This window comes from Sphingopyxis sp. (assembly GCF_040216815.1).
In the GTDB taxonomy this organism is placed as follows: domain Bacteria; phylum Pseudomonadota; class Alphaproteobacteria; order Sphingomonadales; family Sphingomonadaceae; genus Sphingopyxis.
In genome coordinates this window covers 734,191-757,110 of record NZ_JAVJOJ010000009.1, presented here as the reverse complement: position 1 = coordinate 757,110, position 22,920 = coordinate 734,191, and the positions used below count along the sequence as shown (strand labels likewise).

The window sequence follows — 22,920 nt, the reverse complement described above, 5'->3', positions numbered from 1 at the left end:
CAGGAGCAACGACATGCGCGCCGAAGCGCAGGATCATATCGACAAGATCGCCGCTGCCACCGCGCTGCTGCGCCGCTTTCTTGACTGGGATCGCGCGGTGCGCCGCCTCGACGAACTCAATGCCAAGGTCGAGGACCCGACGCTCTGGGACAATCCCAAGGCCGCGCAGGAGGTGATGCGCGAACGCCGCCGGCTCGACGAAGCGATCACCGCGACGCGCGCGATCGAGCAGGAATCGGCCGACACCGCCGAACTGATCGAGCTCGCTGAGATGGAAGGCGACGAGGCGATGGTCGACGAAGCTGTCGCCAGCCTCGCCGCACTCGCCGTGCGCGCCGAAGAGGATAAGGTAAAGGCGTTGCTGGCGGGCGAGGCCGACGGCAATGATTGCTATATCGAGGTGCACGCCGGCGCCGGCGGCACCGAAAGCCAGGACTGGGCTGAAATGCTCCAGCGCATGTATATGCGCTGGGCCGAAAAACGCGGGCTGAAGGTCGAACTGATCGAATATCAGGCAGGCGAGCAGGCGGGCATCAAATCGGCGACGATGCTGGTGAAGGGCGAAAATGCCTATGGCTATGCCAAGACCGAAAGCGGGGTTCACCGGCTGGTCCGCATCTCGCCCTATGACAGCTCTGCGCGGCGTCACACCAGCTTTTCAAGCGTCTGGGTCTATCCGGTGATCGACGACAATATCGAGATCGAGATCAACGAAAGCGACCTGAAGATCGACACTTATCGCGCTTCGGGCGCGGGCGGGCAGCACGTCAACACGACCGATTCGGCAGTGCGCATCACGCACATCCCGACGGGCATCGTCGTCGCCAGCCAGAACGACCGGTCGCAGCACAAGAACCGCGCGACCGCGATGGGGATGCTGAAAGCGCGGATGTACGAGGCCGAGCTGCAAAAGCGCGAGGCCGCGGCGTCGGGCGAATATCAGGCGAAGACCGAAATCGGCTGGGGGCACCAGATTCGCTCCTATGTTCTCCAGCCCTATCAGTTGGTCAAGGATTTGCGTACCGGCGTGACATCGACCGCGCCGGGCGACGTGCTCGACGGCGCGCTCGATCCCTTCATGGCGGCGGCGCTGTCGCAGAAGGTGACGGGCGAAAAGGTCGAGGTGGAGGACATCGACTGATGGGGCGCGGCGCCCTCGCTGCGCTGGCGCTGCTGCTTGGCGGCTGCGACGGTCCGTGGAGCGAGGATGGCGACCGCATCGAAACCGCGCGCGAATTTCCGCCCGCCGACCGGCCGGTCGCGCCGACCGTTTCGACCAAATGGTCGACCGAAGAGGCGCGCGACCGGGTCAACGAGGCCGAGGACGTCATGGATTCGGCCGACGTCCGCCCCGGCATGACGGTCGCCGACATCGGTGCGGGCGACGGCTATTATACAGTGCGCCTCGCCCAGCGTGTCGGCGCGGGCGGGCGCGTGCTCGCGCAGGATATCATGCCCGAGGTGATCGAACGGCTTGCCGACCGCGTGGCGCGCGAACGGCTCGACAATGTCTCGCTGAAACTTGGCGCGGTCGACGACCCGCGCCTGCCCGCCGCCAGCTTCGACCGCGTGTTCATGGTGCATATGTATCACGAGATCGGTGAACCCTATGCCTTCCTCTGGCGTCTGCGGCCGGCGTTGAGTGAGGGCGGGCAGGTCATCGTTGTCGACGGCGATCGCCCGATCGCACAGCATGGCACGCCCTTTCGCCTGCTCGTCTGCGAGTTCGAGGCGGTGGGGTACAAGCTGCTGTCCTATAACGACAAGCAGCACGCCGGAGGGTATCTCGCGCGCTTCGTCCCCGAAGGCGGCCGCCCCGCGCCCGCTGCGATCAAGGTGTGCGACAACCCGTGAGCGATCAATAAACGATCAGCCGGTCCTCTGCCGCGACCGCGGCAAGAAAGCTGACGACCCCGCCCGCCTTGATACCGCCGACGATGCGGTCCGCGATCAGATCGGCGAGCGCCAGCCCCGATTGGCACACGATGATCTCGACCCCGCTCGCCAGCGCCTCGTCGATCAATTCGCCAAGGCCCGGCAGCCCCACGGCGCGGCGCGCGCCGTCGCCGGCAAAGCCCGCGGGTGCACGCAGCATCGCTGCGGCATCGCCCTGCACGAACAAGCGCGCCGATTGCCCCAGCGCCACCGCCGCAATGGCGGTCTCCAGCGCCGCGCAGAAACGCCGCCCCTCCGCCGCGGCAACGATGATGTTCAGCCCCGGCATATCGGGCACTCCGGTTCCTTGGCGACCGCCACTTCGCGCCAGCGCCGCTCGAACATGTCGATGATTGCGAGGCGCCCCGCCAGGGGAGCGCCCCACCCGGTCAGCGCGCGCACCGCCTCCAACGCCGCCGTGGTGCCGATCATCCCGGCAAGCGCGCCCATCACGCCCGCTTCGGCGCAATTGATCCCCGGCCGGTCGGGATCGTCGCCGACCAGGCAGGCATAGCAGGGACTGTCGGCGCGCCATCCCTCATAAAGTGCGACCTGCCCCTCGAACGCGCCGATCGCCGCCGACAACAGCGGGATGTGCAGCGCCACGGCGGCGCGGTTGACCGCCAGCCGCGTCGCAAAATTATCGCATCCGTCGAGGATCAGGCTCGCCCCCGCCAGCATCGCTTCGGCATTGCCCGCGTCGATCCGCGCGACACGCGCTTCGGCGATCACATGGGAGTTGATCCGCCGCGCCGCCGCCGCCGCGATCTCGGCCTTGGGGGCGCCAATGTCGGCATCGGTGAACAGCGGCTGGCGCTGGAGGTTGCTCAGCTCGACATAATCATGGTCGATGATCGTCAGTCGCCCGACCCCCGCCGCCGCCAGATAGGTGATCGCGGGGCAGCCGATCCCGCCCGCGCCGACGATCGCGACATGCGCCGCCTTCAGCTTCGCCTGTCCTGCGCCCCCGAACTGCGGCAGGATGATCTGGCGCGCATAACGGTCGAGTTCGGCGTCCGACAGCAAGCCTATTCGCCCGGCCGCCGCATCTTGAGCGCGGAGAGCGAGGCGAGCCCCGCGGGCGCCGCAGCCTCTTCTTCCTCATCCTCGGCCCCGCCGCTTGCCACGCCGGTCGACCCGAACCCGCCCGCGCCGCGCGTGGTATCGCCGAGCGCCGCGACCTCGGCAAAGGTCGCGCGCTGGACCGGTGCGGGAACCAGCTGCGCGATGCGGTCGCCGCGCCTCACCTCGAAACTTTCGTCGCCCAGATTGGCGAGGATCACCTTCACTTCGCCGCGATAATCGCTGTCGATCGTGCCGGGGGTGTTGAGGCAGGTGATGCCATGCTTCAGCGCCAGTCCCGATCGCGGGCGCACCTGTACCTCATATCCCGGCGGGATCGCCATAGCGAAGCCCGTCGCGACCGCGTGGCGCGTACCGGGGCGGATCGTCAGGCTTTCGGCCGCGACGACATCCATCCCCGCCGCGCCATCGGACGCATAGGCGGGCAGGGGCAGGCCGCCGCCATTGGGCAGGCGCCGAATGGCGATCTCAATCGGATTCAAAGGGTGCGCGTCGGTCGAGTTCATCGGCGATCTTTTCCATCAAGTGGCGGGCGACGGCTTCCTTGGGCAGCCGGTCCCAACTGTCGACGCCAGCGGGCGTCACGATATGCACGCGGTTGCTTTCGCCGCCCATCGGGTCGGCGGAAACATCATTGGCGACGATCCAGTCGCATCCCTTGCGCATCAGCTTCGCCTCGGCATGGGCGATGACATCGTTGGTTTCGGCAGCAAAGCCGACGAGCAGCGGCGGTCGGTCGGGGCTTTTGGCAACGCTCGCAAGAATGTCGGGATTTTCGGCGAGCGCGAGCGGCGGAACCTGCCCGCTGCCGTCCTTCTTGATCTTTTGCGCCGCGGTATCGGCGGCGCGCCAGTCGGCGACCGCCGCGACCATGATCGCGGCATCGACGGGCAGGCCCGCCGCAACCTCGGCCGCCATTTCGCGCGCGGTTTCGACATCGACACGGATCACGCCCGGCGGGGTCGGCAGCGGCACGGGACCGGCGATCAGCAACACTTCGGCGCCCGCTTCGGCGGCGGCGGCGGCGATCGCAAAGCCCTGCTTCCCGCTCGACCGGTTGGCGATATAGCGCACCGGGTCGATCGGTTCGTGCGTCGGCCCCGCGGTGATCAGGATGCGGCGTCCGTGGAGCGGGCGGTGGTTCGCAGGCGCAAAATCGGGCTGTCCCGACAGAATCGACGGTGCGGGCGCGTTCGCGAGCGCACCCTCGATCGCGGCAAAGATCGCGTCGGGTTCTGGCAGGCGCCCCGGCCCAAATTCGCCGCACGCCATCTCGCCCTCGTCGGGCGTCATCACCGTCACGCCGTCGCTGCGCAAGGTCGCGACATTGCGCTGCGTCGCGGCGTGCAGCCACATGCGCACATTCATCGCGGGCGCTGCGAGCACCGGCTTGTCGGTCGCGAGCAGCAAGGTCGTCGCCAGATCGTCGGCGAGCCCCGCCGTCATCTTCGCCATCAGGTCGGCGGTCGCGGGCGCGACGACGACCAGATCGGCCTCGCGGCTCAGCTGGATATGCCCCATCTCGACCTCGTCCTTCAGGTCGAAAAGGCTGGTGTAAACCTTGTTCTCCGAAAGCGCCGCGAGCGTCAGCGGCGTCACAAACTGCTCGCCCGCGCGCGTCAGCACGCAGCGCACTGTCATGCCCGCCTTGCGCAGCAGCCGGACGAGCTCGATGCTCTTGTACGCGGCGATGCCGCCGCCGATGATGAGCAGGATGCGTTTGGCAGCCATCGTCAAACCCCTGTCAGCAGTACGTCGAGCGCGTCGATAATGACAAAGCCGTGATCGCCAAGGCTCACGACGAAGTCGTCCAGCTGATACGCCGGAACGGCCGTCGCGAACTGCGTGTACATGACATGCTCGATGTATTCGATCGTGAAAAGCGGATTAAGGCGCCGTGCGACGACCTCGAACTGGTTGGCGGGCAGCAAGGGCACGACGAAGCGCGTCTCAAGATGGTCGAGCAGGTCCGACTGGCAGTCGACGACCAGATCGCCGTCGGGCGTGCGCCACACGTCGAATTGCGCCATCAGAACAACCGATATTTGGCGAGCGGCAGGCCATGTTTGCGGACATAATCGTTCGACGCATCGATCGCCGCGCGATTTTCTTCCTTCCACTTCGCCCAGCGCGCCTTCTTCACCTCGGTCGCAAGGCCGCTCTGGCAGGCTTCGCTGACATTGATGCCAAAGGCCCGGGCCTCATCAACAAGCTCGGCACTCAAGGACACATTGGTCGCCTTTTTGGGCCCCTCGAATCGCGCCGGACGGTTCATCGCCATTCTCCTTGCGCATAAGATATGCGCATACGGGGCCAGGATCAATGGCCGACCATCCCCAGGCTGGCGAAGGGCTTTTGATGCTCGCCATATTTGTCGACCATCGTGGCGCTCGCTTCGTTGAGGCCGATGACCTCGACCGTCTTGCCTTCGCCGCGCAGGCGAAGGACGATCTTGTCGAGCATCCCCGTCGCCGAAATGTCCCAGAAATGCGCCTCGTGAACGTCGATGACCACCGTGTCCACCGTCGCCTCGTTAAACTCCATCGCGTCATAGAGCATGTCGACCGAGGCGAAGAAAATCTGGCCGCCGACGATATAGCGCCGCGTGCCGCCCTCGACGCTCGTGTCGATCGTCAGCAGCTGGCGCACCTTCCACGCAAAGAAGATGCCCGACAAAAGTACGCCGGTCAGCACGCCGATCGACAGATCGTGGGTGGCAACGACCATCACCACGGTCGCGATCATCACGACATTGGATGGCCAGGGATGGTGCAATGTTTCGGCAAAGCTTTTCCAGCGAAAGGTCGAGATGGAGACAAAGATCATCACCGCGACCAGCGCAGGCATCGGGATTTGCGCGACCCACGGCCCCAGCGCAACGATCAGGATAAGCAGCATCACGCCGGCGACAAAGGTAGAGAGGCGCCGCCGCCCGCCCGATTTGATGTTGATCACCGACTGACCGATCATCGCACAGCCGCCCATGCCGCCGATGAAACCGGTGACGAAATTGGCAAGGCCCTGGCCCCAGGTTTCGCGGCGCTTGTCGCTGCGCGTTTCGGTCATGTCGTCGACGATCGAGGCGGTGAGCAGGCTTTCGAGCAGGCCGACCGCCGCCATCGCGAGCGAATAGGGTGCGATGATCCGCAGCGTCTCCCACGTCAGCGGCACTTGCGGCAAATGAAACCATGGCACGCTGTCGGGCAGCTTGCCCATGTCGCCGACGGTAAAGACGTCGGCGCGGAAATAGATCGACACCGCGGCCAGGAGGACGATTGCGACCAGCGGCGAAGGAATGGCGGTGGTCAGGCGCGGCAGGCCATAGATGATGAGCAACCCCGCCGCGACCATCGCATAGGTGGTCAGCGTCATCGCCTCGCCGGTCAGTTGCGGCAATTGCGCCATGAAGATCAGGATCGCGAGCGCGTTGACAAAGCCCGTGATGACCGAGCGCGACACGAAGCGCATAAGCAGGTCGAGCCGCAGCAGCGCCGCAATGCCCTGAAAAACCCCCATCAATATCGTCGCCGCGAACAGATACTCGACCCCGTGATCGCGCACCAGCGGCACCACCAGCACCGCCACCGCCGCGGTCGCCGCGCTGATCATCCCCGGCCGCCCGCCGACCACCGCGATGATCACGGCGATCGAGAAGCTGGCATACAGACCGACGCGCGGATCGACACCCGCGATGATCGAAAAGCCGATCGCCTCGGGGATCAGCGCTAGCGCAACGACCAGGCCGGACAGAAATTCGGCGCGCGGGTTCGTCAGCCAGTCGCGCCGAAAGTCGTTTTTGAGGGGCATGTTTGCTCCGGTACGGATGCGCGCAGAGGGGCATGGGGCCGCTGACCTGCGCTGGGAATCGGGAATGCGCGGCCTTTAGGGGCTGACGGCCCCGAAATCCAGCGTTGGCCGAGGAGGCGGCCTTCGCCGGGATGACGGAACTGAAGATGTCCGCTCCCCACCCCAAAACCGCCGTCCTCCTTCACCCCAGCACCGCCCTTCGCATCCGCGTTTTCATCGCAGCGATGAACGCGCGTACGGCGGGCAATCCCGCGCGGGAGGGTTCGAACAGGAGGTGCACCGGCAGCGCGGGCGGCTGTTCGTCGGCGAGCAGCGCGATCACGCGGCCCGCGGCAAGTGCGTCGGCGATCTGGTAGCTCAGCAGGTTGGCGATTCCCAATCCCGCCTCGGCGGCGGCGAGCGCGCTGTCGACCGTGTTGAGTACAAGGCGCGGGCGCGGATCGAGCCGCCAGCGGCCGCTCGCCAGTTGCCACTCCCCCACGGTGCGCGGTCCCGTCGTCCCGATCAGCTCGTGTCCGGCGAGGTCGCCGATTGACCGCGGAGCTCCGCGGCGCGCCAGATAGGCGGGGCTGGCGACGAGCATCTGCCGGACTTCGCCGATCCGCACCGCTTTCAGCCCCGAATCGGCCAGCGCGCCGATCCGCACCGCGACGTCGATCCCTTCCTCGACGATCCGCACATTGCGGTCGATCAGCATCATCCGCACCGCAAGGTCGCGATGTTCGGTCATCAGGCCCGCCACGACCGGCAGCACATGGAGGCGCCCGAACATCACCGGCGCGGTGACATAGAGCTGCCCGCGCGGTTCGGCCGCCGCGCCCCGTATCTCGCGCTCCGCCCCCGCCAGATCGGCCAATATGCGCTGCGCCTGTTCCAGAAACGCCGCGCCCGCGTCGGTCAGCGCGACCGCGCGCGTCGATCGATGAAAGAGCAGCGTTCCGAGCCGCGCCTCGAGCGCCGCGATCCCGCGCGTCACCGCGGGCGGCGAGCTGCCGAGTTTGCGCGCCGCGGCGGCAAAACCCCCCTCGCTCGCGACCGCGACAAACATTTCCATCGTCAGCAACCGGTCCATCGATTATTCCGTTTTCTGGAACAGTGTCGTGCAATCTTCGGCTATTATCACATCATACGCAACAACCTACATCGCGGCGGGCGAGTAAAGGCATGTCCCCTCTGCCTTTGTTCGCCCCCTTGACGGAGGCCCGGCTGATGGCACGAAATTACCGGCATACGCTGTTCGATGATGCGATCAAGGCGATGCAGGAACGCCACGGGTCGCGCGCCCCCTATCTGAAGATGGACGCCGGCGCCGATGGCACGCCCGACGCGCTGACCGCGAAGGAACTGGATTATATCGCGCTTCGCGACAGCTTTTACATCGCCAGCGTCACGGCCGATGGCTGGCCCTATATGCAGCACCGCGGCGGTCCCGCCGGTTTCCTGAGCCATATCGCGGGAAACCGTATCGGTTTCGCCGATTATCGCGGCAACCGGCAATATATCAGCACCGCGAATCTGGCGGGTAACGACCGCGTCTCGCTGTTCCTGATGGATTATCCGAACAGGGACCGGCTGAAGCTTGTGGGTCACGCGATCGGTGTCGAGCTGGCCGACGATCCCGCGCTCGTCGCGTCGCTGATGCCCGAGGGCTATCGCGCCGTTCCCGAACGCGCCTTTCTGATCGACGTCATCGGGTGGGAGTGGAACTGCTCGCAGCACATCACCCCGCGCTTCACCGAAGCCGAAATTTCCGCTGCGATCCGGCCGATGGCGGCCGAACTCAACCAGCTGCGCGCCGAAAATGCCGCTCTTCATGCCCAAATATCCGGAGACAGCCGATGATCCTGCTTTACGCCACCCCGCTGTCGGGCAACGCGCACAAGGTCCGCATGGCGCTCGCCCTCCTGGGGCTGCCGTGGACCGAACAGCCGACCGACGCCGCGGCACGCGGCAGCGATGCCTTTGCGGCGATCAATCCGATGCGCCAGATCCCGGTTTACGCCGAAGGCGCACTGTGCCTGCGCGACAGCCAGGCGATCCTTGCCTATCTTGCCGCGCGGCACCGTCCCGGCGAATGGGACGGAGAGGGCGCCGAGGAACGCGGCGCCATCGCGCTCTGGCTGTCGCACGCGGCGAACGAAATCGCCAACGGCCCTGCCGCGCTCCGCCTTGCGCGGCGGTTTGGCGCGGCGATCGCGGAGGATCAGGCGCAAGCCGTCACCGCGCGCTTCCTTCCCGTCATCGAGGCGCATCTCGCGCAGCATCGCTGGCTGGTCGGCGACCGGATGACGATCGCCGACCTTGCGGCAAGCCCCTATCTCGCGCTTGCGGGCGAAGCCGACATCGACCTTGCCGACTGGCCGGCAATCGGCGAATGGACCCGGCGGATCGCTGCGCTGCCCGGCTTTCCGGCGATGCCCGGCTGGCCCGGTTCATAGGCAGAATCAACGCCAAGCAGGGGAATGTACCGATGCCCTATGTGAATATCAAAATAACCCGCGAAGGGGCGACCGCCGAACAAAAGGCCGAACTGATCGGCGGCGTCACCGAATTGCTTCAGCGCGTCCTCGGAAAGAATCCCGCCACCACCGTCGTGACGATCGACGAGGTCGACATGGCCAATTGGGGCATCGGCGGCCTGCCGGTTGCCGATTATCGCGCAGCGCAAGCCGCAAAGGCGCCGCCGCGATGACCGCCAACAACGCCGTGGCCTTTGCGATCATCATGTTGCTCACCGGGATCGGCATCCCCATTCTCGCCGCGCTCAACGGTGGGCTGGGGGCGCGGCTGGGCAGCCCGATGGCGGCGTCGATGATCTTGTTCGGCCTTGCCTTTCTGATCGCGACCGCGGGCGCGCTGATGACCGGATCGCTCGGCGCGGTGCGCTTTACCGGCGACATTCCCGCGCATTTCTATTTCGGCGGGGTGTTCGTCGCTTTCTATGTGATTGCCGTGACCTTCATCGCGCCGCGGTTCGGCGTGGGCAATGCGATCTTTTTCGTGCTTGTGGGCCAGCTCATCAGCGCGGCGACGATCGACCATTTCGGCCTTTTCGGATCGCTGCGGTCGGCGTTCGATGTAAAGCGCGCCGCGGGAATCACGCTGATGATCGCGGGCGTATATCTGGCGCGCCGCACGGGCTGAGCGCCGCATGGGATGCTCCCGGTCGTTCGCGCACCGGCCTATCGTCAGCAAAAAAAGGGCGGCCCTGGGCCGCCCTTTTCATTTTTGGTCGTGCCGCCGGTCAGTCCTGATGCGGCTGCAGGTTCACGGCGGCGAACTTGCCGCGGTCGTCGACTTCGATGTCGAAGGCGACACGGTCGCCTTCCTCGAGCCCGGCCATGCCCGCGCGCTGTACCGCACTGATATGGACAAAGGCGTCGGCCTGTCCGTCATCGCGGGCGATGAAGCCGAAGCCCTTGGTCGTGTTGAAGAATTTCACTGTGCCCGAGGTACGCTCACCGGTCAGCTGACGCCGCCCGCGCGCGCCGCCCGGACGCTCCTCACGCTGGCGCGGGGCAAATTCCTCGACCGGCATCGGTTCGCCATCGATCTTGAGGTCGATGGCCGACACCTTGCCGTTCCGCTCGACGAGCGTGAAGCCGAGCGGCTGGCCCGATGCGAGGCCCTGGAGCCCCGCCTGTTCGACCGCGCTGATGTGAACGAACACATCCTCGCCGCCGTCATCGCGGGCGATGAAGCCGAAACCCTTGGACGGGTTGAAGAATTTGACCGTGCCCTGGCCTTCTCCGACGACCTGCGCCGGCATCCCGCCGCCGCGCCCGCCGCCGAAGCCGCCGCCCCGGTCGCCGCCGCCGAAACCGCCGCGATCACCATAGCCGCCGCGGTCGCCGCCGCCGAAACCGCCGCGGTCCCGATCGCCAAAGCCGCCGCGCCCGCCGCCATAGGAATCGCCGCCATAGGGTGCCGGTTCGAAGCTGTCGAAATTGCCGAAATCATCGCGCTTGCCGCGTCCCCGATGGCCACGGCGATCCTTGTTGAAACTCATTGCTTAGTAGTCGCTTTCGGTCGTCCATACCCCATTCAACCGGCTCCTTGCGCCGGACGGGGACGCAGTTCACCACGGGCACAGACTCGCCCCATGCCACCAAGAATGAAAGATATAGCCTAATTATCCACAGGCTGCGAACAGAAAATTTCGGGCACGCATTGTCGAAGATCGCCCGAATTGCCGCGGTGTTTCCGCCGTGCGGCCCGACAAGGGAAACCAGTCATTGAGCAGCGCGGCCGCTTCGCCTAAGGCGGCGGGATGAGCGTATATTTCCACGAAGAAGATCTGCCCGAAGGCGCACTCGGCCCCGGTGCGGTCGCCGTCGATACCGAAACGATGGGGCTCAACCCGCTGCGCGACCGGCTGTGCCTCGTCCAGATCAGCGATGGCACGGGCGACGAGCATCTTGTCCGCTTCAAGCCCGGCAGCCGCTATGACGCGCCGGTGCTGAAAGCGATTCTGGCCGATCCGGGGCGGCTGAAACTTTTTCATTTCGCGCGTTTCGACATCGCCGCGTTGCAACAGGCGCTCGGCGTTGTCACCACGCCCGTCTATTGCACCAAGATCGCCTCGAAACTGGTGCGCACCTATACCGACCGCCATGGCCTTAAAGAGCTGGTGCGCGAGCTGCTGGGCCAGGAAGTGTCGAAGCAGCAGCAGTCGAGCGACTGGGGCGCTGCCGAACTGACCGACGCGCAGCGCGACTATGCCGCGAGCGACGTGCGTTTCCTGCACGCGATGAAGGAAATTCTGGACGCGCGACTGGCGCGCGAGGGGCGAACCGAACTGGCGCAGGCCTGTTTCGATTTCCTTCCGACGCGCGCGGCACTCGACCTTGCGGGCTGGCCCGAGGTCGATATTTTCGCGCATAGCTGACGCGCCATCCGTACGAGGCCGATGAATGTCCGAACGCGCCGACCTTGACCGCACGATGCGCCAGATGTGGGCGCGCAGCGGGTCGAGCCACGATCGGGTCGTGCGCATCCTGCGTTACGGCCTGCCGCTGGTGATCGGCGTCGTCGCCGCGGTGCTCGTCTTTTCGCCCTTCACCCAGCGCGCCGAGATCAGTTTCCTGCTCGCCAAGGACAAGGTCGACATGGCGAGCGAGCGGATGAAAGTGACGCGCGCCGAATATCGCGGACAGGATGCGAAGGGCCAGCCCTTTGCGCTGCTCGCGGGCAGCGCGGTCCAGAAAAGCTCGGCCGAACCCGTTGTGCGGATGACCGACCTGTCAGGCGCGATCAAGCTGGCCGACGGCCCTGCGACGATCGTGGCGCGGAGCGGCGCCTATAATATGGAAACCGAAAAGGTCGCGGTGCCGGGCAAGGTACAGGTGCGCAGCGCGAACGGATACCGGCTCGACGCGAGCAACGTCGCAGTCGACCTGAAGACGCGCAGCCTTGTCGGAACGGGCGGAGTCGACGGTGCGTTGAACATTGGGCAATTTTCGGCCAACAGCCTGTCCGCCGACCTCGACCGGCGCGTCGTCCGGCTGGAAGGCAATGCCCGGCTGCGGATCAATCAGGGAGCGATCAAATGAACCGCCTTTGGACGCGCAAGAGCCTGTTGCTCGCGGGCGCGGGATTCACGCTGACCAGCCTGGCGATCCTGTCGGCGGGCGGCGGCGACCCCGCGGCGGCCCAGGCGCTCGCCAATCACAACAGCAACGCCCCGGTCGATTTCGCCGCGGGCAGCATCGAGGTGCAGGACCGCGCCGACCGCGTCGTGCTGGCAGGCGGCGTCCGGGTCACGCAGGCCGGGCTGACGGTCACGGCGCCGCGAATGACCGTCGCCTATACGCGCGCCGGGGGCACCGACGTCAACAGGCTCGACGCGACCGGCGGCGTGACAGTGGTGAAGGGCGACGAGACGGCAAAGGGCAATGTTGCCATCTATGACCTCGACCGGCGGTTGATCACGATGGTGGGCAATGTCGAGTTGCGCCAGCGCGGCAACAATCTGCGCGGCGGACGGCTGGTGATCGACCTCAATTCGGGGCGCGCGACGGTCGACGGGCGCGGCGCCGCGCGCGGCCCCGACGGCAATCCGGTCGCGGGCGGAACCGGCGGGCGCGTTACCGGCACCTTCACCGTGCCGGAAAGAAAGCAGTAACCAGCCTTCTTCACCAACCTGCAACCATGGGCCTTCACCTTCGGCGCGGGACCAGATTCACCAGCGGCGCCGGGGGGCGACGCCGCAAGATCGAAGGCAAGCCCCCATGCGCTTCTCCCCCCTCGTTCCGCCGCGGCGCCCGCTGTTCGGCCGTCGGCAGCAACCCATCGAGACCGCCGTGCCGACGCCGACGCCCGATGAGCGCCGCCTGATCGAACGCATCATCCGCCATGTGGGGCAACGCGCGGAGCGGTAGTCTCCCACTTGTTCGTCATCCCGGCGAAGGCCGGGATCTCACCGCAGCGATCCGGCGTAGCGCCGCGATCCCGACCTTCGCCGGGATGACGGGCGGTGTAACCGAACCGCTTGGCGTCGCGCTTCCGCCCCCCTACATGGGGCGTTCATGCCTCCCGATACCGCCACCTCCGCCGATGCCGGCCGCGAGCCGCCCGTCCTTGCCACGCTTCGGCGCTTTCTGCCCTATCTGTGGCCCGCGGGGCAGCGGCAGGCGAAGGCGCGCATCGTCCTGGCCGGGCTCATCGTGCTCGCGTCGAAGGGCGTGCAGCTGTCGATGGGCTTTCTCTATGGCGCTGCGATCGACCGGATGGCGCCGGGGATGGAGGAAGGCGTCGCGCTCGCGATCGGGCTGGTCCTCGCCTATGCCGGCGCGCGTTTCGCGGGTGTGCTGTTTGACAATCTGCGCAACGTCGTGTTCGAGCGGGTCGGACAGGATGCGACGCGCGAGCTGGCGATCGCGACCTTCAGCCATTTGCACGCGCTGAGCCTGCGTTTCCACCTCGCGCGGCGGACGGGCGAAGTCACCAAGGTGATCGAGCGGGGCACAAAGAGTATCGATACGATGCTCTATTTCCTGCTGTTCAACATCGCGCCGACGGTGATCGAACTGGCGGCGGTGCTCATCATCTTCTGGACCAAGTTCAGCTTTGGCCTCGCCAGCGCGACCGCGCTGATGGTCGTCGTCTATATCATCTTCACGCGGAAAGTGACCGACTGGCGCAACGCGCTCCGCACGCGGATGAACGACCTCGACACGCTGACGATCGGGCGCAGCGTCGACAGCCTTTTGAATTACGAGACGGTCAAATATTTCGGCGCCGAGGCGCGCGAGGAGGCGCGCTACCGCGACGTCGCCGACCAATATGCGCGCGCGGCGGTGAAGAGCGAGAACAGCCTCGCGTGGCTCAACATCGGGCAGAGCCTGATCACCAACGCAGCGCTCGCGGGGGCAATGGCCTATACGGTCTGGGGCTGGTCGGTCGGCGCCTATAAGGTCGGCGACGTCGTGCTGGTGAACACGCTGCTGGCGCAGCTGTTCCGCCCGCTCGACATGCTCGGCATGGTGTATCGCGTCATTCGCCAGGGGCTGATCGACATGGAGGCGATGTTCCGCCTGATCGACACGCCGCCCGAAATTTCCGATGCACCGGACGCCGGGCCGCTGGTCGTGAACGGCGGCGCGGTGACATTCGAGAATGTGGCATTCGGTTACGAGGCCGACCGCACGATCCTGAACGGCGTCAGCTTTGCCGTCGGCGCGGGCGAGACGCTGGCGATCGTCGGACCGTCGGGGGCGGGCAAGTCGACGATCGCGCGGCTGCTCTTTCGCTTCTATGACCCGCAGCGCGGGCGCATCCTGATCGACGGGCAGGATATATCGCGCGTGACGCAGCAGAGCCTGCGCGCGAACATCGGCATCGTCCCGCAGGACACCGTCCTGTTCAACGATTCGATCGGCTATAACATCGCCTATGGCTGCGAAGGGGCGGGCGCCGCAGAGATTGCCGCGGCGGCCGAGGGCGCGGCGATCGACGGCTTTATCGCGCTGTTGCCGCAAGGCTATGACACCGAAGTCGGCGAACGCGGACTGAAGCTGTCGGGCGGCGAGAAACAGCGCGTCGCCATCGCGCGGACCCTGCTCAAAAATCCGCCGGTGCTGATCCTCGACGAAGCGACGAGCGCGCTCGACAGCCGGACGGAGGCGGCGATTCAGGCAACGCTCGACCGCATCGCCGCGCGGCGCACGACGCTGGTGATCGCACACCGCCTGTCGACGGTGACGAACGCCGACCGGATCATTGTGCTCGACAAGGGACGTGTCGCGGAGACGGGAACGCACGATGAACTGCTGGCGATGCGCGGGCTTTATGCCGACATGTGGGCGCGGCAGCAGGCCGAACGCGAAGAGGGGACGACCGACGCCTGAACGGCTTTTTTGGTCGTCGCTTTCTTGCCTATTTACAAAATCGTAAGCCCTTCCCGGCCATTGCGGCCGCGGGACCAGTCCGCCCGCGGCGGACCAGCTGCGAAAGGTGGGATTTTGATCAGGCTGGCTATGTGTATCGCGATCGAGCACGATCCGTGGCTCGTCGCGCTGGCGGTTGCGATCTGCGGAATCGGTGCCTTTGCAATCGTTCAGATGTTCGAACGCATAGGCAGCGCCGAACGCAAGCAGGGGGTTGCCTGGGCGTTCCTCGTCGCGGTCGCCGCCAGCGCGACGATCTGGTGCACCCATTTCGTTGCGATGCTTGCCTATGAAGCGAAGGCGCCGGTCACGCTCGATCCCGTGCTCACGATCGCGTCCTTGATGGTCGCGATGGTCGGCTCCTTCATCGGTTTTGCGGTCGCCGCGTGGGGGCGCGGCGAAATTTCCGGCGCGCTGGGCGGCGCGTTGTTCGGCGGCGCGATCGCCGCGATGCATTTCACGGGGATGACCGCCTATCGCGTCGACGGCTTGGTCGACTGGGACGGGAACTATGTCGCTGCAGCGGTGATGTGCGGCATGGCGTTCGCCGCGGCGGCGTTGGCCGTGCTGCGCAGCCGCAAGACGATACGCTATCAGGTGCCGATTGCGACCGGACTGATCGTGCTGGCGATCGCGTCGCTCCACTTCCTCGCGATGACCGCGATGCGGATCACCCCGATGGCGCTCGACGAGACGCCGCTGCGTCCGGCGGAATTTCACGCGCTGGCGCTGGCCACTGTGCTGGTGGGCGGTATCGTGATCGCGGCGGGCGTTTTTGCCGCGATGCTCGACCGCCAGACGCGGTCGGAAGCCTTGCGCGAACTGACGCGCATGGCGATGAACGATGCGCTGACGGGGCTTCCCAATCGCGCGGCCTATCGCGCCGAGCTTTCGCGTCTGATCGGCGCGGCGCGGGTAAGCGGCAATCGTGTCGGGCTGTGCGCGATCGACCTCGACCGATTCAAGGAAATCAACGATGTTCACGGCCACAAGGCCGGCGACGATGTGCTGGTCCGCATCGCGCAGCGGATGCGCGACGCGCTGGGTCCGAATGAATTTGTCGCGCGCCTCGGCGGCGACGAGTTCGTTGCGCTGACGCGCTTTACTGAACGCGACCAACTGGTCGCATTTGCCGCGCGGATCGAGGCCGAACTCAAGGCGCCACTGCTGTTCGAGGATTTCGAGGCGCGGCTGGGCGCGAGCATCGGCGTCGCGATCTTTCCCGACGACGCCGCGTCCGCCGACCTTCTGGCGAGCAATGCCGATCTTGCGATGTACCGCGCCAAGGCCGATGCCGCGACCGCGCCCTGCTTTTACGACTGGAAGCTGGACGAGGCGATCCGCGACCAGCGCGAACTGGCCGCCGATCTGCGCGGCGCAATCGACCGCGACGAACTCGACGTCCACTATCAGGTCCAGACCTCGGTTACGACGGGCGAAGTCACCGGCTATGAGGCGTTGCTGCGCTGGCACCATCCCCTTCGCGGTGCCATTCCGCCCACGGTCTTCATTCCGCTGGCGGAGGCCAACGGCTTTATCCTTGCGCTGGGCGAATGGGTGATGCGGCGCGCCTGCGCCGACGCCGCGACCTGGCCGCACGCATCGAAAGTCGCGGTCAATGTGTCGCCGCTCCAACTCGCGCACGTCGACCTGCCGCGTCTGTTCCACCAGATCCTGCTCGACACCGGCCTGCCACCGCGGCGGCTGGAGATCGAGCTCACTGAAACCGCGATCATCGCCGACCGCGAACGCGCGCTGCATGTGCTGCGCCAGATCAAGGCGCTGGGCGTCGGCGTGGCGCTGGACGATTTCGGAACCGGTTATTCGTCGCTCGAGACGCTGCGCGCCTTTCCCTTCGACAAGATCAAGCTCGACCGCTTCTTCGCTGCCGAACTGGAAGGCAATATCCAGTCGACCGCGATCCTGCGCGCCGTGCTCGCGCTTGGCAAAAGCCTGTCGATCCCGATCCTGGCCGAAGGGATCGAGACGCCCGAACAACTCGACGTGCTGCGCCGCGAAGGTTGCGACGAGGTGCAGGGCTTTCTGATCGGACGGCCGGGTTGCAGCGTGCCGAATGCCGATCGCGAAAAGCAGCGCGGCCACGCCGCCTGACGGGGGATCGCGCGGCGCAGACCCGATCCAGACCGTATCCATCATCGCGCCTGACGCGCCTTCGGAGTTATTTCGAGCATCATCGAAATATCTCTTGACGACCCGCTTCCGTTTCCATATTTCCACGATTATCGAATTATGGAGATGGCGATGGAATCGGAGCATGTCGTTCGCGCGCTCGCGGCGCTCGCGCAGGATCATCGGCTGGCGCTGTTCCGGCTTCTTGTCCAGGCCGGTCCCGATGGGCTGGCTGCCGGCGCGATCGCCGGGGCGCTGGGCGTGCCCGCATCGTCGCTCTCCTTCCACCTCGCGCAGCTCTCCAACGCCGGGCTGATCGTGCAGCGGCGCGACGGGCGCTCGCTCATCTATTCGGCCGACTATGCTGCAATGAACGCGCTGGTCGGCTTTCTCATGGCAAATTGCTGCGGCGGGGCGGCATGTGCGCCCGCGGCGGAATGCATCACCGAAACCAACCGCGAAAGGAAAAGCGCATGAGTCGTTTTCACATGCACGTCGGCGTCGCCGACCTGGACAAATCGATCGCCTTTTACAGCGGGCTGTTCGGCGCCGCGCCCAGCGTGACCAAGCCCGATTACGCCAAGTGGATGCTCGACGATCCGCGGATCAATTTCGCGATTTCGGTGCGCGACGGCGCGCATCGCGGCATCGAGCATGTCGGGTTGCAGGTCGAGGATGCCGATGAGCTGAAGGCGGTCTATGGCCGGTTGAAGGCCGCCGGGGCGCCGGTGCTCGAAGAGGGCGCGACGACCTGTTGCTACGCCAAATCGGAAAAGAGCTGGATCGCCGATCCTGACGGCGTCGTATGGGAGGCCTTCCTGACCAATGGCGAAGCGACGGTGTACGGCGAGAGTCCCGATTTCGCGCCGCTGGCGTCGGAAAATGCCGCCGAAGGCGCGTGCTGCGTCCCCGCCGCCGCGGTCGAGGTGCGCCCGGCGCCTATCCCCAACGTCTGTTGCTGACACCGTGGCCGGGGAGCTTGGCGTGCTGGTGCTGTGCACTGGCAATTCGGCGCGCAGCATTTTGGGCGAAGCGCTGATCGCGCGCATGGGCGAAGGGCGCGTGCGCGCCTATAGCGCCGGAAGCCAGCCGAGGGGTGTGCCGCATCCGGCCGCGCTGCGGCTGCTCGCGGCCAAGGGCTTCGACGTCGCGGCGTTTCGCTCGAAGAGCTGGGAAGAGTTCGCGGTTCCCGGCGCGCCGCGCATCGACATCGCGATCACCGTCTGTGGCAATGCGGCGGGCGAGACCTGTCCGCTGTTCGCGGGAGCGCCGGTGCGAGCGCACTGGGGCCTTGCCGACCCGGCCGACACACCCGGCGGCGAAGCGGCTGAGGACGCCGCCTTCGCCGAAACCTGGCGCCTGCTCGAAGCGCGCTCGGCGGCGATGCTTGCTCTGCCGATCGAGGAGATGGGGCGCCACGAGCTGCGCGAGGCGCTGGGACGCATCGGCAGGATGGCGGGCGCGGCGTGAACGGTTTTCACAAGGGACAAGGCTGATGGATCGCGAGCGGCTGGGGTTTCTCGACCGGTATCTGACGTTGTGGATTTTTCTAGCGATGGCGCTGGGCGTTGCATTGGGAAGCGTCTTTCCGCAATTGCCGGACCATATCGATGCGCTGAGCGTCGGCAGTACCAACATCCCGATTGCGATCGGACTGATCCTGATGATGTACCCGCCGCTGGCGCGCGTCCGCTACGGCGCCCTGCCGCGCGTATTCGAAGACAAGCGCGTCCTGCTGCTGTCGCTCGTCCAAAACTGGCTGATCGGGCCCGTACTCATGTTCGTGCTGGCGGTCGTATTCCTTCGCGACGAGCCCGCCTATATGACCGGGGTTATCCTGATCGGGCTCGCGCGGTGCATCGCCATGGTGCTCGTCTGGAACCAGCTTGCCAAGGGCGACAATCAATATGTCGCGGCGCTGGTTGCCTTCAACTCGCTGTTCCAGATTCTTTTCTTCAGCATCTATGCGTGGTTTTTTCTCACTTTTCTTCCGCCGCTGCTCGGGCTCGCGGGGCAGATGGTCGACATCAGCCCCTTGATGATTGCGGAGGCGGTGCTGCTCTATCTGGGTGTGCCGTTCGCGGCGGGCTTTCTGACGCGCACGTGGCTCACCCGGACCCGCGGCGTACAATGGTATGAAGATCGCTTCCTGCCGCGCATCGCGCCCGTCACGCTTTTTGCGCTGCTGTTCACGATCGTTGCCATGTTCAGCTTGAAGGGCGGAGAAATCCTGACGCTGCCGTTCGACGCCGCCCGTATCGCGGTCCCGCTCACCCTCTATTTCGTCGCCCAGTTCGTGCTGAGCTTTGCGATGGGCAAGCTGATCGCCGCCGATTATCCGCGCACGACGGCGATCGCATTCACCGCCGCGGGCAATAATTTCGAACTGGCGATTGCGGTGGCCATTGCGGCGTTCGGCCTGGGGTCTCCGGTGGCTTTTGCGGCGGTGATTGGGCCGCTGGTCGAAGTGCCCGTTCTGATCCTGCTGGTGAACCTTGCGCTCTGGCTGGGTCGGCGCTGGTTTCCGGAAAATGTGCCTGGGGCATCCGCGCAGTCGGGCTGATGCCCCTTACCCCCTACCGGCGCAGGGTCGCAATTGCTACGGCGGCCTATGTCTTGTTCCGCCGACGCGCTGCTTCCGCTCTTAAAATCCACCTTCGGTTTCGATCATTTCCGGGGCCGGCAGGGCGAGGTTGTCGCGCGCGTGATGGCGGGCGAGCGCACGCTGGCGGTGATGCCGACGGGGGCGGGCAAGTCGCTGACCTATCAATTGCCCGCGGTGGCGCTGGACGGCTGCGTCGTCGTCGTGTCGCCGCTGATCGCGCTGATGCACGATCAGCTGCGCGGCGCGCGCGCGGCGGGGATAAGGGCCGCGTCGCTCACCAGCGTCGACGCCGATTTTGCCGATACGCGCCAGGCGTATCGCGACGGCCAGCTCGACCTTCTCTACATCGCGCCCGAGCGCGCGACGGGGGAGGGTTTCCGGTCGCTGATGGAAGCGCGCGCGCCCGCGCTGTTCGCGATCGACGAAGCGCATTGCGTCAGCGAATGGGGGCATGATTTCCGCCCCGACTATCGCCTGCTCCGCCCGCTGCTCGACGCCTTTCCGGAGGTGCCGCGGCTGGCCCTGACCGCGACCGCCGACAAGCACACGCGCGAGGATATTCTTCTCCAGCTCGGCATTCCGGCCGAGGGGCTGGTGCTCGCGGGCTTTGACCGGCCGAACATCCGTTACCGGGTGACCCCGCGGGTGAGCCCGGCAAAACAGCTTGCCGATTTCATCGCCGCCAATCCGGGGCCGGGGATCGTCTATTGCCCGACGCGCGACGGGACCGAGCGGATGGCGGCGCGGCTTGCGGGCGCCACGGGGCGCAGCGTCGCGGCCTATCACGCCGGGCTCGACCCCGAGCGGCGCGCGGCGGTGCAGCATGATTTTGTGGCGTCGGAGGACGGGATCGTCACCGCGACCGTCGCCTTCGGCATGGGGATCGACAAGCCCGACGTGCGCTTTGTCGCACATGCCGGGCTGCCGAAGTCGATCGAAAGCTATTATCAGGAAACCGGCCGCGCGGGGCGCGACGGTGATCCTGCCGAGGCGTTGATGCTGTGGGGCGCCGACGATTTTGCGCGCGCGCGTGTCCGCCTGTCCGAACTGTCCGCGGCGCGCGTGGCGGGCGAACGGGCGCGGCTCAACGCGCTCGCTGCGCTGGTCGAGACGGTGGAGTGCCGCCGCGCGCTGCTGCTCCGCCATTTCGGTGAAGATCCGCCCGAACGCTGCGGCAATTGCGACACCTGCCTCGACCCCCCGAAGCAGGTCGATGCGACCGTGCTTGCGCAGAAGCTGATGAGCGCGGTCTATCGCACCGGGCAGAGTTTCGGCGCGGGGCATGTCGAAGCGGTGCTGACGGGCCGGAGCGACGCGCGGATCGCCAGCCGGGGGCACGACCAGCTGTCGGTATTCGGGATTGTCGAGGGCGAGGAGGCGCGGCTTATCAAACCGCTGGTGCGCACGCTCGTCGCGCGCGAAGCCTTGCAGGCGACCGAGCATGGCGGGCTGATGTTCGGTCCGACGGGTCGCGCCGTGATGAAGGGCGAAGCGCCGGTACTGATTGCGGAGCCGCCGACGAAGCGAACGCGGCGGGGCTTGCGGGCAGATCGCGCGGCGGCGAATCCGGTGGGCGACCCGCTGTTCGACGCGCTGCGCAGCGTTCGGCGCGACCTCGCCGCCGAAGCGGGGGTGCCACCCTATGTCGTTTTCCACGATGCGGTGCTGCGCGCGATGGCGAGCGAGCGCCCGGCGACGCGCAGCGACCTGGCCGCGATTCCGGGCGTCGGGGCGAAAAAGCTGGAGGCGTGGGGCGACGCCTTTCTGAATGTAATCCGGCAATTCTGACCGGCTGTATTCGTCCGGCGACCCGCTTCTTACAGCATATATTTCATACGGATTGACTGGCGCACGTCGCCCACGACCGCGAAACTCGCCGATTTGAAGCTCGGCGGGCCGACGGTGATCGTGGGGTTGCGCGAAAAGCCGAAGCCTTCTTTGGGCAGGAAGATCGCCTTGTCCATCTTGTTGTTGCCATTCTCGTCATGGACCACCGCGATGGCATAGGTGCCCGCTGCGGGCGCGTGGATGGCGAAATCGCCTGCGTCGGCGGCCTTGACCGCCATGCGTACCGACCCCTTGTCCTTGCTGCAATCGGGGAAGGCGGTGGCCTTGGTCGTCAGGCAGACGAGCAACTGGCCCTTGGCGCTGCGCAGCCCGGTAACGCTGACCTCAACCGTCGGCGGCGGCAGGGCGTTCGCCGGAAGGATGCTCAGCATCAAAGCGGCCAAGCCCGATGTCCGTGCCGCACGCGCGATCCCAGAAACGGAAATAGAGTCCATAATTCCCCCGGTAGGCGGCGTGATGCGCCTGATGATGCGTCGCGGTTATCAGCCAGCGTCCCGCTGGTCCATGAACAAGCGCGCGCGGGAACATCTCCCACCCCATATGATTGCCGACGCCCATGATCGTCATGATCGCCAGAACAAGTCCCAGCACCGCGACATGGATGGGGATGAGAAAGACGAGCGCAGGAATGACGACCGCGCCGGTGACCGCCTCGACCGGGTGAAAACTCATCGCCGCCCACGCGGTCGGCGGACGGCTGGCATGATGGACCGCGTGCGCGAGGCGAAAGAGCCGCGGGCGGTGCATCCAGCGGTGCGTCCAATAGAACCAGCTGTCGTGGAGCAGCAGATAGAGCAGCAGACTCATCGGCAGATACCAGAGCGGAAAGGCGCTTACGTCGGTGTAGATGCGCGTCCATCCATGCGTCTGCCACCCCCAGGCGACCACCCCGGCGGGAAGGCCGTAAATGGCGGCGCTCGCGAGACTCCAGCCGATTTCGCGGCGCATCTGTGGTTCGAGGCCGCGATAGAGGCCGGGATGCCGGATTCGCGTGGCGAAGGCAAAGGCCCCGCTGGTCACGAGATAGCGCACGCCGACGATCGCGGTCATCGCAAGCGCGGACAAAAGGATCGCCCAGCCGGTCATGGCGGGAGGCTAGCCGTTCGGCCACGCGTTGCAATGGCT

General features: G+C 66.1%; 27 protein-coding genes and 1 pseudogene. 17 read left to right on the top strand and 11 right to left on the bottom strand.

The features are described 5' to 3' along the window. The first annotated feature begins 13 nt into the window (after positions 1-13). Positions 14-1,141, top strand: coding sequence for a peptide chain release factor 2 (gene prfB, locus RIA72_RS14135; RefSeq protein WP_350032698.1), 1,128 nt, complete (start codon positions 14-16; stop codon positions 1,139-1,141). Then, positions 1,141-1,854 (top strand): class I SAM-dependent methyltransferase, encoded by a 714-nt coding sequence (locus tag RIA72_RS14130; RefSeq protein ID WP_350032697.1) that lies wholly within the window; start codon positions 1,141-1,143, stop codon positions 1,852-1,854. The genes prfB and RIA72_RS14130 overlap by 1 nt, the downstream gene beginning before the upstream one ends. Before the next feature lie 4 nt (positions 1,855-1,858). On the opposite strand, the gene RIA72_RS14125 is transcribed toward RIA72_RS14130, so the two are convergent. The 8 genes and pseudogenes from RIA72_RS14125 to RIA72_RS14090 all read right to left on the bottom strand — a co-directional run bounded on the left by RIA72_RS14125 (position 1,859) and on the right by RIA72_RS14090 (position 7,897). Then, complete coding sequence (locus RIA72_RS14125; RefSeq protein ID WP_350032828.1) at positions 1,859-2,224, bottom strand: DsrE family protein; 366 nt, start codon at positions 2,222-2,224, stop codon at positions 1,859-1,861. Continuing rightward, on the bottom strand, positions 2,212-2,961 hold the full coding sequence (locus RIA72_RS14120) for a HesA/MoeB/ThiF family protein (protein WP_350032696.1): 750 nt from the start codon (positions 2,959-2,961) through the stop codon (positions 2,212-2,214). Before RIA72_RS14120 ends, RIA72_RS14125 begins: the two co-directional genes overlap by 13 nt. A 101-nt stretch (positions 2,962-3,062) precedes the next feature. Further along, positions 3,063-3,524: pseudogene (dut, locus tag RIA72_RS14115) on the bottom strand (dUTP diphosphatase); the annotation flags it as partial. After that, entirely contained in the window at positions 3,487-4,749 is a 1,263-nt protein-coding gene (coaBC, locus tag RIA72_RS14110) for a bifunctional phosphopantothenoylcysteine decarboxylase/phosphopantothenate--cysteine ligase CoaBC (RefSeq protein WP_350032695.1), read from the bottom strand. The gene coaBC and the pseudogene dut, both read right to left, overlap by 38 nt. A gap of 2 nt (positions 4,750-4,751) precedes the next feature. Further along, a complete protein-coding gene (locus RIA72_RS14105; protein WP_350032694.1) occupies positions 4,752-5,048 on the bottom strand; it encodes a CcdB family protein in 297 nt (98 codons plus the stop codon). Continuing rightward, entirely contained in the window at positions 5,048-5,293 is a 246-nt protein-coding gene (locus tag RIA72_RS14100) for a type II toxin-antitoxin system CcdA family antitoxin (RefSeq protein WP_350032693.1), read from the bottom strand. Before RIA72_RS14100 ends, RIA72_RS14105 begins: the two co-directional genes overlap by 1 nt. 44 nt (positions 5,294-5,337) lie before the next feature. Beyond that, positions 5,338-6,825 (bottom strand): SulP family inorganic anion transporter, encoded by a 1,488-nt coding sequence (locus RIA72_RS14095; RefSeq protein ID WP_350032692.1) that lies wholly within the window; start codon positions 6,823-6,825, stop codon positions 5,338-5,340. 181 nt (positions 6,826-7,006) lie between these two features. Beyond that, the gene (locus tag RIA72_RS14090) at positions 7,007-7,897 is read right to left on the bottom strand and encodes a LysR family transcriptional regulator (protein ID WP_350032691.1); all 891 of its coding nucleotides are present in this window, start codon (positions 7,895-7,897) and stop codon (positions 7,007-7,009) included. A gap of 137 nt (positions 7,898-8,034) precedes the next feature. On the opposite strand from RIA72_RS14090, the gene RIA72_RS14085 reads away from it, so the two are divergent. Genes RIA72_RS14085 through RIA72_RS14070 form a run of 4 tightly spaced genes read left to right on the top strand, consistent with a single transcriptional unit; the run spans position 8,035 to position 9,969 of the window. Beyond that, positions 8,035-8,667 carry a pyridoxamine 5'-phosphate oxidase family protein gene (locus RIA72_RS14085; protein ID WP_350032690.1) on the top strand — a complete coding sequence of 211 codons (633 nt, stop codon included), beginning with the start codon at positions 8,035-8,037 and terminating at the stop codon, positions 8,665-8,667. Further along, positions 8,664-9,263: a glutathione S-transferase family protein gene (locus RIA72_RS14080; RefSeq protein WP_350032689.1), complete on the top strand. Its 600-nt coding sequence runs from the start codon at positions 8,664-8,666 to the stop codon at positions 9,261-9,263. Before RIA72_RS14085 ends, RIA72_RS14080 begins: the two co-directional genes overlap by 4 nt. 32 nt (positions 9,264-9,295) lie before the next feature. Then, positions 9,296-9,517, top strand: a complete 222-nt coding sequence (locus RIA72_RS14075; protein WP_350032688.1) for a tautomerase family protein — start codon at positions 9,296-9,298, stop codon at positions 9,515-9,517. After that, entirely contained in the window at positions 9,514-9,969 is a 456-nt protein-coding gene (locus tag RIA72_RS14070) for a DMT family transporter (protein ID WP_350032687.1), read from the top strand. The genes RIA72_RS14075 and RIA72_RS14070 overlap by 4 nt, the downstream gene beginning before the upstream one ends. Positions 9,970-10,069: 100 nt before the next feature. Here the strand turns inward: RIA72_RS14070 and RIA72_RS14065 are convergent, their stop codons facing one another. Next, a complete protein-coding gene (locus tag RIA72_RS14065; protein WP_350032686.1) occupies positions 10,070-10,834 on the bottom strand; it encodes a cold-shock protein in 765 nt (254 codons plus the stop codon). Positions 10,835-11,095: 261 nt separating this feature from the next. Here RIA72_RS14065 and RIA72_RS14060 point away from each other — a divergent pair, with 261 nt between their 5' ends. The 11 genes from RIA72_RS14060 (at position 11,096) to recQ (ending at position 21,735) form a co-directional block, all read left to right on the top strand. Then, positions 11,096-11,713, top strand: coding sequence for a ribonuclease D (locus tag RIA72_RS14060; RefSeq protein ID WP_350032685.1), 618 nt, complete (start codon positions 11,096-11,098; stop codon positions 11,711-11,713). Between the two features lie 25 nt (positions 11,714-11,738). Further along, positions 11,739-12,377 (top strand): LPS export ABC transporter periplasmic protein LptC, encoded by a 639-nt coding sequence (gene lptC, locus RIA72_RS14055; RefSeq protein WP_350032684.1) that lies wholly within the window; start codon positions 11,739-11,741, stop codon positions 12,375-12,377. Then, positions 12,374-12,949 carry an LptA/OstA family protein gene (locus tag RIA72_RS14050; protein WP_350032683.1) on the top strand — a complete coding sequence of 192 codons (576 nt, stop codon included), beginning with the start codon at positions 12,374-12,376 and terminating at the stop codon, positions 12,947-12,949. Before lptC ends, RIA72_RS14050 begins: the two co-directional genes overlap by 4 nt. 106 nt (positions 12,950-13,055) lie before the next feature. Then, complete coding sequence (locus tag RIA72_RS14045; RefSeq protein WP_350032682.1) at positions 13,056-13,205, top strand: hypothetical protein; 150 nt, start codon at positions 13,056-13,058, stop codon at positions 13,203-13,205. Positions 13,206-13,352: 147 nt separating this feature from the next. Next, positions 13,353-15,173: an ABCB family ABC transporter ATP-binding protein/permease gene (locus RIA72_RS14040; protein ID WP_350032681.1), complete on the top strand. Its 1,821-nt coding sequence runs from the start codon at positions 13,353-13,355 to the stop codon at positions 15,171-15,173. 114 nt (positions 15,174-15,287) lie between these two features. Beyond that, positions 15,288-17,324 (top strand): putative bifunctional diguanylate cyclase/phosphodiesterase, encoded by a 2,037-nt coding sequence (locus tag RIA72_RS14035; RefSeq protein ID WP_350032680.1) that lies wholly within the window; start codon positions 15,288-15,290, stop codon positions 17,322-17,324. A 150-nt stretch (positions 17,325-17,474) separates the two neighbouring features. Then, complete coding sequence (locus tag RIA72_RS14030; protein ID WP_350032679.1) at positions 17,475-17,819, top strand: ArsR/SmtB family transcription factor; 345 nt, start codon at positions 17,475-17,477, stop codon at positions 17,817-17,819. Beyond that, positions 17,816-18,304, top strand: coding sequence for an ArsI/CadI family heavy metal resistance metalloenzyme (locus RIA72_RS14025; protein WP_350032678.1), 489 nt, complete (start codon positions 17,816-17,818; stop codon positions 18,302-18,304). Before RIA72_RS14030 ends, RIA72_RS14025 begins: the two co-directional genes overlap by 4 nt. Positions 18,305-18,326: 22 nt before the next feature. Beyond that, complete coding sequence (locus RIA72_RS14020; protein ID WP_350032677.1) at positions 18,327-18,812, top strand: arsenate reductase ArsC; 486 nt, start codon at positions 18,327-18,329, stop codon at positions 18,810-18,812. Positions 18,813-18,837: 25 nt separating this feature from the next. Further along, on the top strand, positions 18,838-19,905 hold the full coding sequence (gene arsB / locus RIA72_RS14015) for an ACR3 family arsenite efflux transporter (RefSeq protein WP_350032676.1): 1,068 nt from the start codon (positions 18,838-18,840) through the stop codon (positions 19,903-19,905). Between the two features lie 48 nt (positions 19,906-19,953). Further along, positions 19,954-21,735, top strand: a complete 1,782-nt coding sequence (gene recQ, locus RIA72_RS14010; protein ID WP_350032675.1) for a DNA helicase RecQ — start codon at positions 19,954-19,956, stop codon at positions 21,733-21,735. Between the two features lie 29 nt (positions 21,736-21,764). Here the strand turns inward: recQ and RIA72_RS14005 are convergent, their stop codons facing one another. Together RIA72_RS14005 and RIA72_RS14000 are read right to left on the bottom strand one after the other, a co-directional pair. Further along, positions 21,765-22,166, bottom strand: a complete 402-nt coding sequence (locus RIA72_RS14005; protein ID WP_350032674.1) for a DUF2141 domain-containing protein — start codon at positions 22,164-22,166, stop codon at positions 21,765-21,767. Next, positions 22,120-22,881: a sterol desaturase family protein gene (locus RIA72_RS14000; protein WP_350032673.1), complete on the bottom strand. Its 762-nt coding sequence runs from the start codon at positions 22,879-22,881 to the stop codon at positions 22,120-22,122. The genes RIA72_RS14005 and RIA72_RS14000 overlap by 47 nt, the downstream gene beginning before the upstream one ends. Positions 22,882-22,920: the final 39 nt, after the last annotated feature.

Excerpts from the sequence above, each read along its gene's own strand:
- RIA72_RS14025 (WP_350032678.1), top strand. The coding sequence starts at position 17,816 with ATGAGTCGTTTTCACATGCACGTCGGCGTCGCCGACCTGGACAAATCG.
- lptC (WP_350032684.1), top strand. The coding sequence starts at position 11,739 with ATGTCCGAACGCGCCGACCTTGACCGCACGATGCGCCAGATGTGGGCG.
- RIA72_RS14085 (WP_350032690.1), top strand. The coding sequence starts at position 8,035 with ATGGCACGAAATTACCGGCATACGCTGTTCGATGATGCGATCAAGGCG.
- recQ (WP_350032675.1), top strand. The coding sequence starts at position 19,954 with ATGTCTTGTTCCGCCGACGCGCTGCTTCCGCTCTTAAAATCCACCTTC.
- RIA72_RS14040 (WP_350032681.1), top strand. The coding sequence starts at position 13,353 with ATGCCTCCCGATACCGCCACCTCCGCCGATGCCGGCCGCGAGCCGCCC.
- RIA72_RS14050 (WP_350032683.1), top strand. The coding sequence starts at position 12,374 with ATGAACCGCCTTTGGACGCGCAAGAGCCTGTTGCTCGCGGGCGCGGGA.
- RIA72_RS14105 (WP_350032694.1), bottom strand. The coding sequence starts at position 5,048 with ATGGCGCAATTCGACGTGTGGCGCACGCCCGACGGCGATCTGGTCGTC.
- RIA72_RS14125 (WP_350032828.1), bottom strand. The coding sequence starts at position 2,224 with ATGCCGGGGCTGAACATCATCGTTGCCGCGGCGGAGGGGCGGCGTTTC.
- RIA72_RS14095 (WP_350032692.1), bottom strand. The coding sequence starts at position 6,825 with ATGCCCCTCAAAAACGACTTTCGGCGCGACTGGCTGACGAACCCGCGC.
- RIA72_RS14090 (WP_350032691.1), bottom strand. The coding sequence starts at position 7,897 with ATGGACCGGTTGCTGACGATGGAAATGTTTGTCGCGGTCGCGAGCGAG.
- RIA72_RS14100 (WP_350032693.1), bottom strand. The coding sequence starts at position 5,293 with ATGAACCGTCCGGCGCGATTCGAGGGGCCCAAAAAGGCGACCAATGTG.
- RIA72_RS14045 (WP_350032682.1), top strand. The coding sequence starts at position 13,056 with ATGCGCTTCTCCCCCCTCGTTCCGCCGCGGCGCCCGCTGTTCGGCCGT.
- RIA72_RS14070 (WP_350032687.1), top strand. The coding sequence starts at position 9,514 with ATGACCGCCAACAACGCCGTGGCCTTTGCGATCATCATGTTGCTCACC.
- RIA72_RS14030 (WP_350032679.1), top strand. The coding sequence starts at position 17,475 with ATGGAATCGGAGCATGTCGTTCGCGCGCTCGCGGCGCTCGCGCAGGAT.
- RIA72_RS14080 (WP_350032689.1), top strand. The coding sequence starts at position 8,664 with ATGATCCTGCTTTACGCCACCCCGCTGTCGGGCAACGCGCACAAGGTC.
- arsB (WP_350032676.1), top strand. The coding sequence starts at position 18,838 with ATGGATCGCGAGCGGCTGGGGTTTCTCGACCGGTATCTGACGTTGTGG.
- RIA72_RS14005 (WP_350032674.1), bottom strand. The coding sequence starts at position 22,166 with ATGCTGAGCATCCTTCCGGCGAACGCCCTGCCGCCGCCGACGGTTGAG.
- coaBC (WP_350032695.1), bottom strand. The coding sequence starts at position 4,749 with ATGGCTGCCAAACGCATCCTGCTCATCATCGGCGGCGGCATCGCCGCG.
- RIA72_RS14075 (WP_350032688.1), top strand. The coding sequence starts at position 9,296 with ATGCCCTATGTGAATATCAAAATAACCCGCGAAGGGGCGACCGCCGAA.
- RIA72_RS14000 (WP_350032673.1), bottom strand. The coding sequence starts at position 22,881 with ATGACCGGCTGGGCGATCCTTTTGTCCGCGCTTGCGATGACCGCGATC.
- RIA72_RS14065 (WP_350032686.1), bottom strand. The coding sequence starts at position 10,834 with ATGAGTTTCAACAAGGATCGCCGTGGCCATCGGGGACGCGGCAAGCGC.
- RIA72_RS14130 (WP_350032697.1), top strand. The coding sequence starts at position 1,141 with ATGGGGCGCGGCGCCCTCGCTGCGCTGGCGCTGCTGCTTGGCGGCTGC.
- RIA72_RS14060 (WP_350032685.1), top strand. The coding sequence starts at position 11,096 with ATGAGCGTATATTTCCACGAAGAAGATCTGCCCGAAGGCGCACTCGGC.
- prfB (WP_350032698.1), top strand. The coding sequence starts at position 14 with ATGCGCGCCGAAGCGCAGGATCATATCGACAAGATCGCCGCTGCCACC.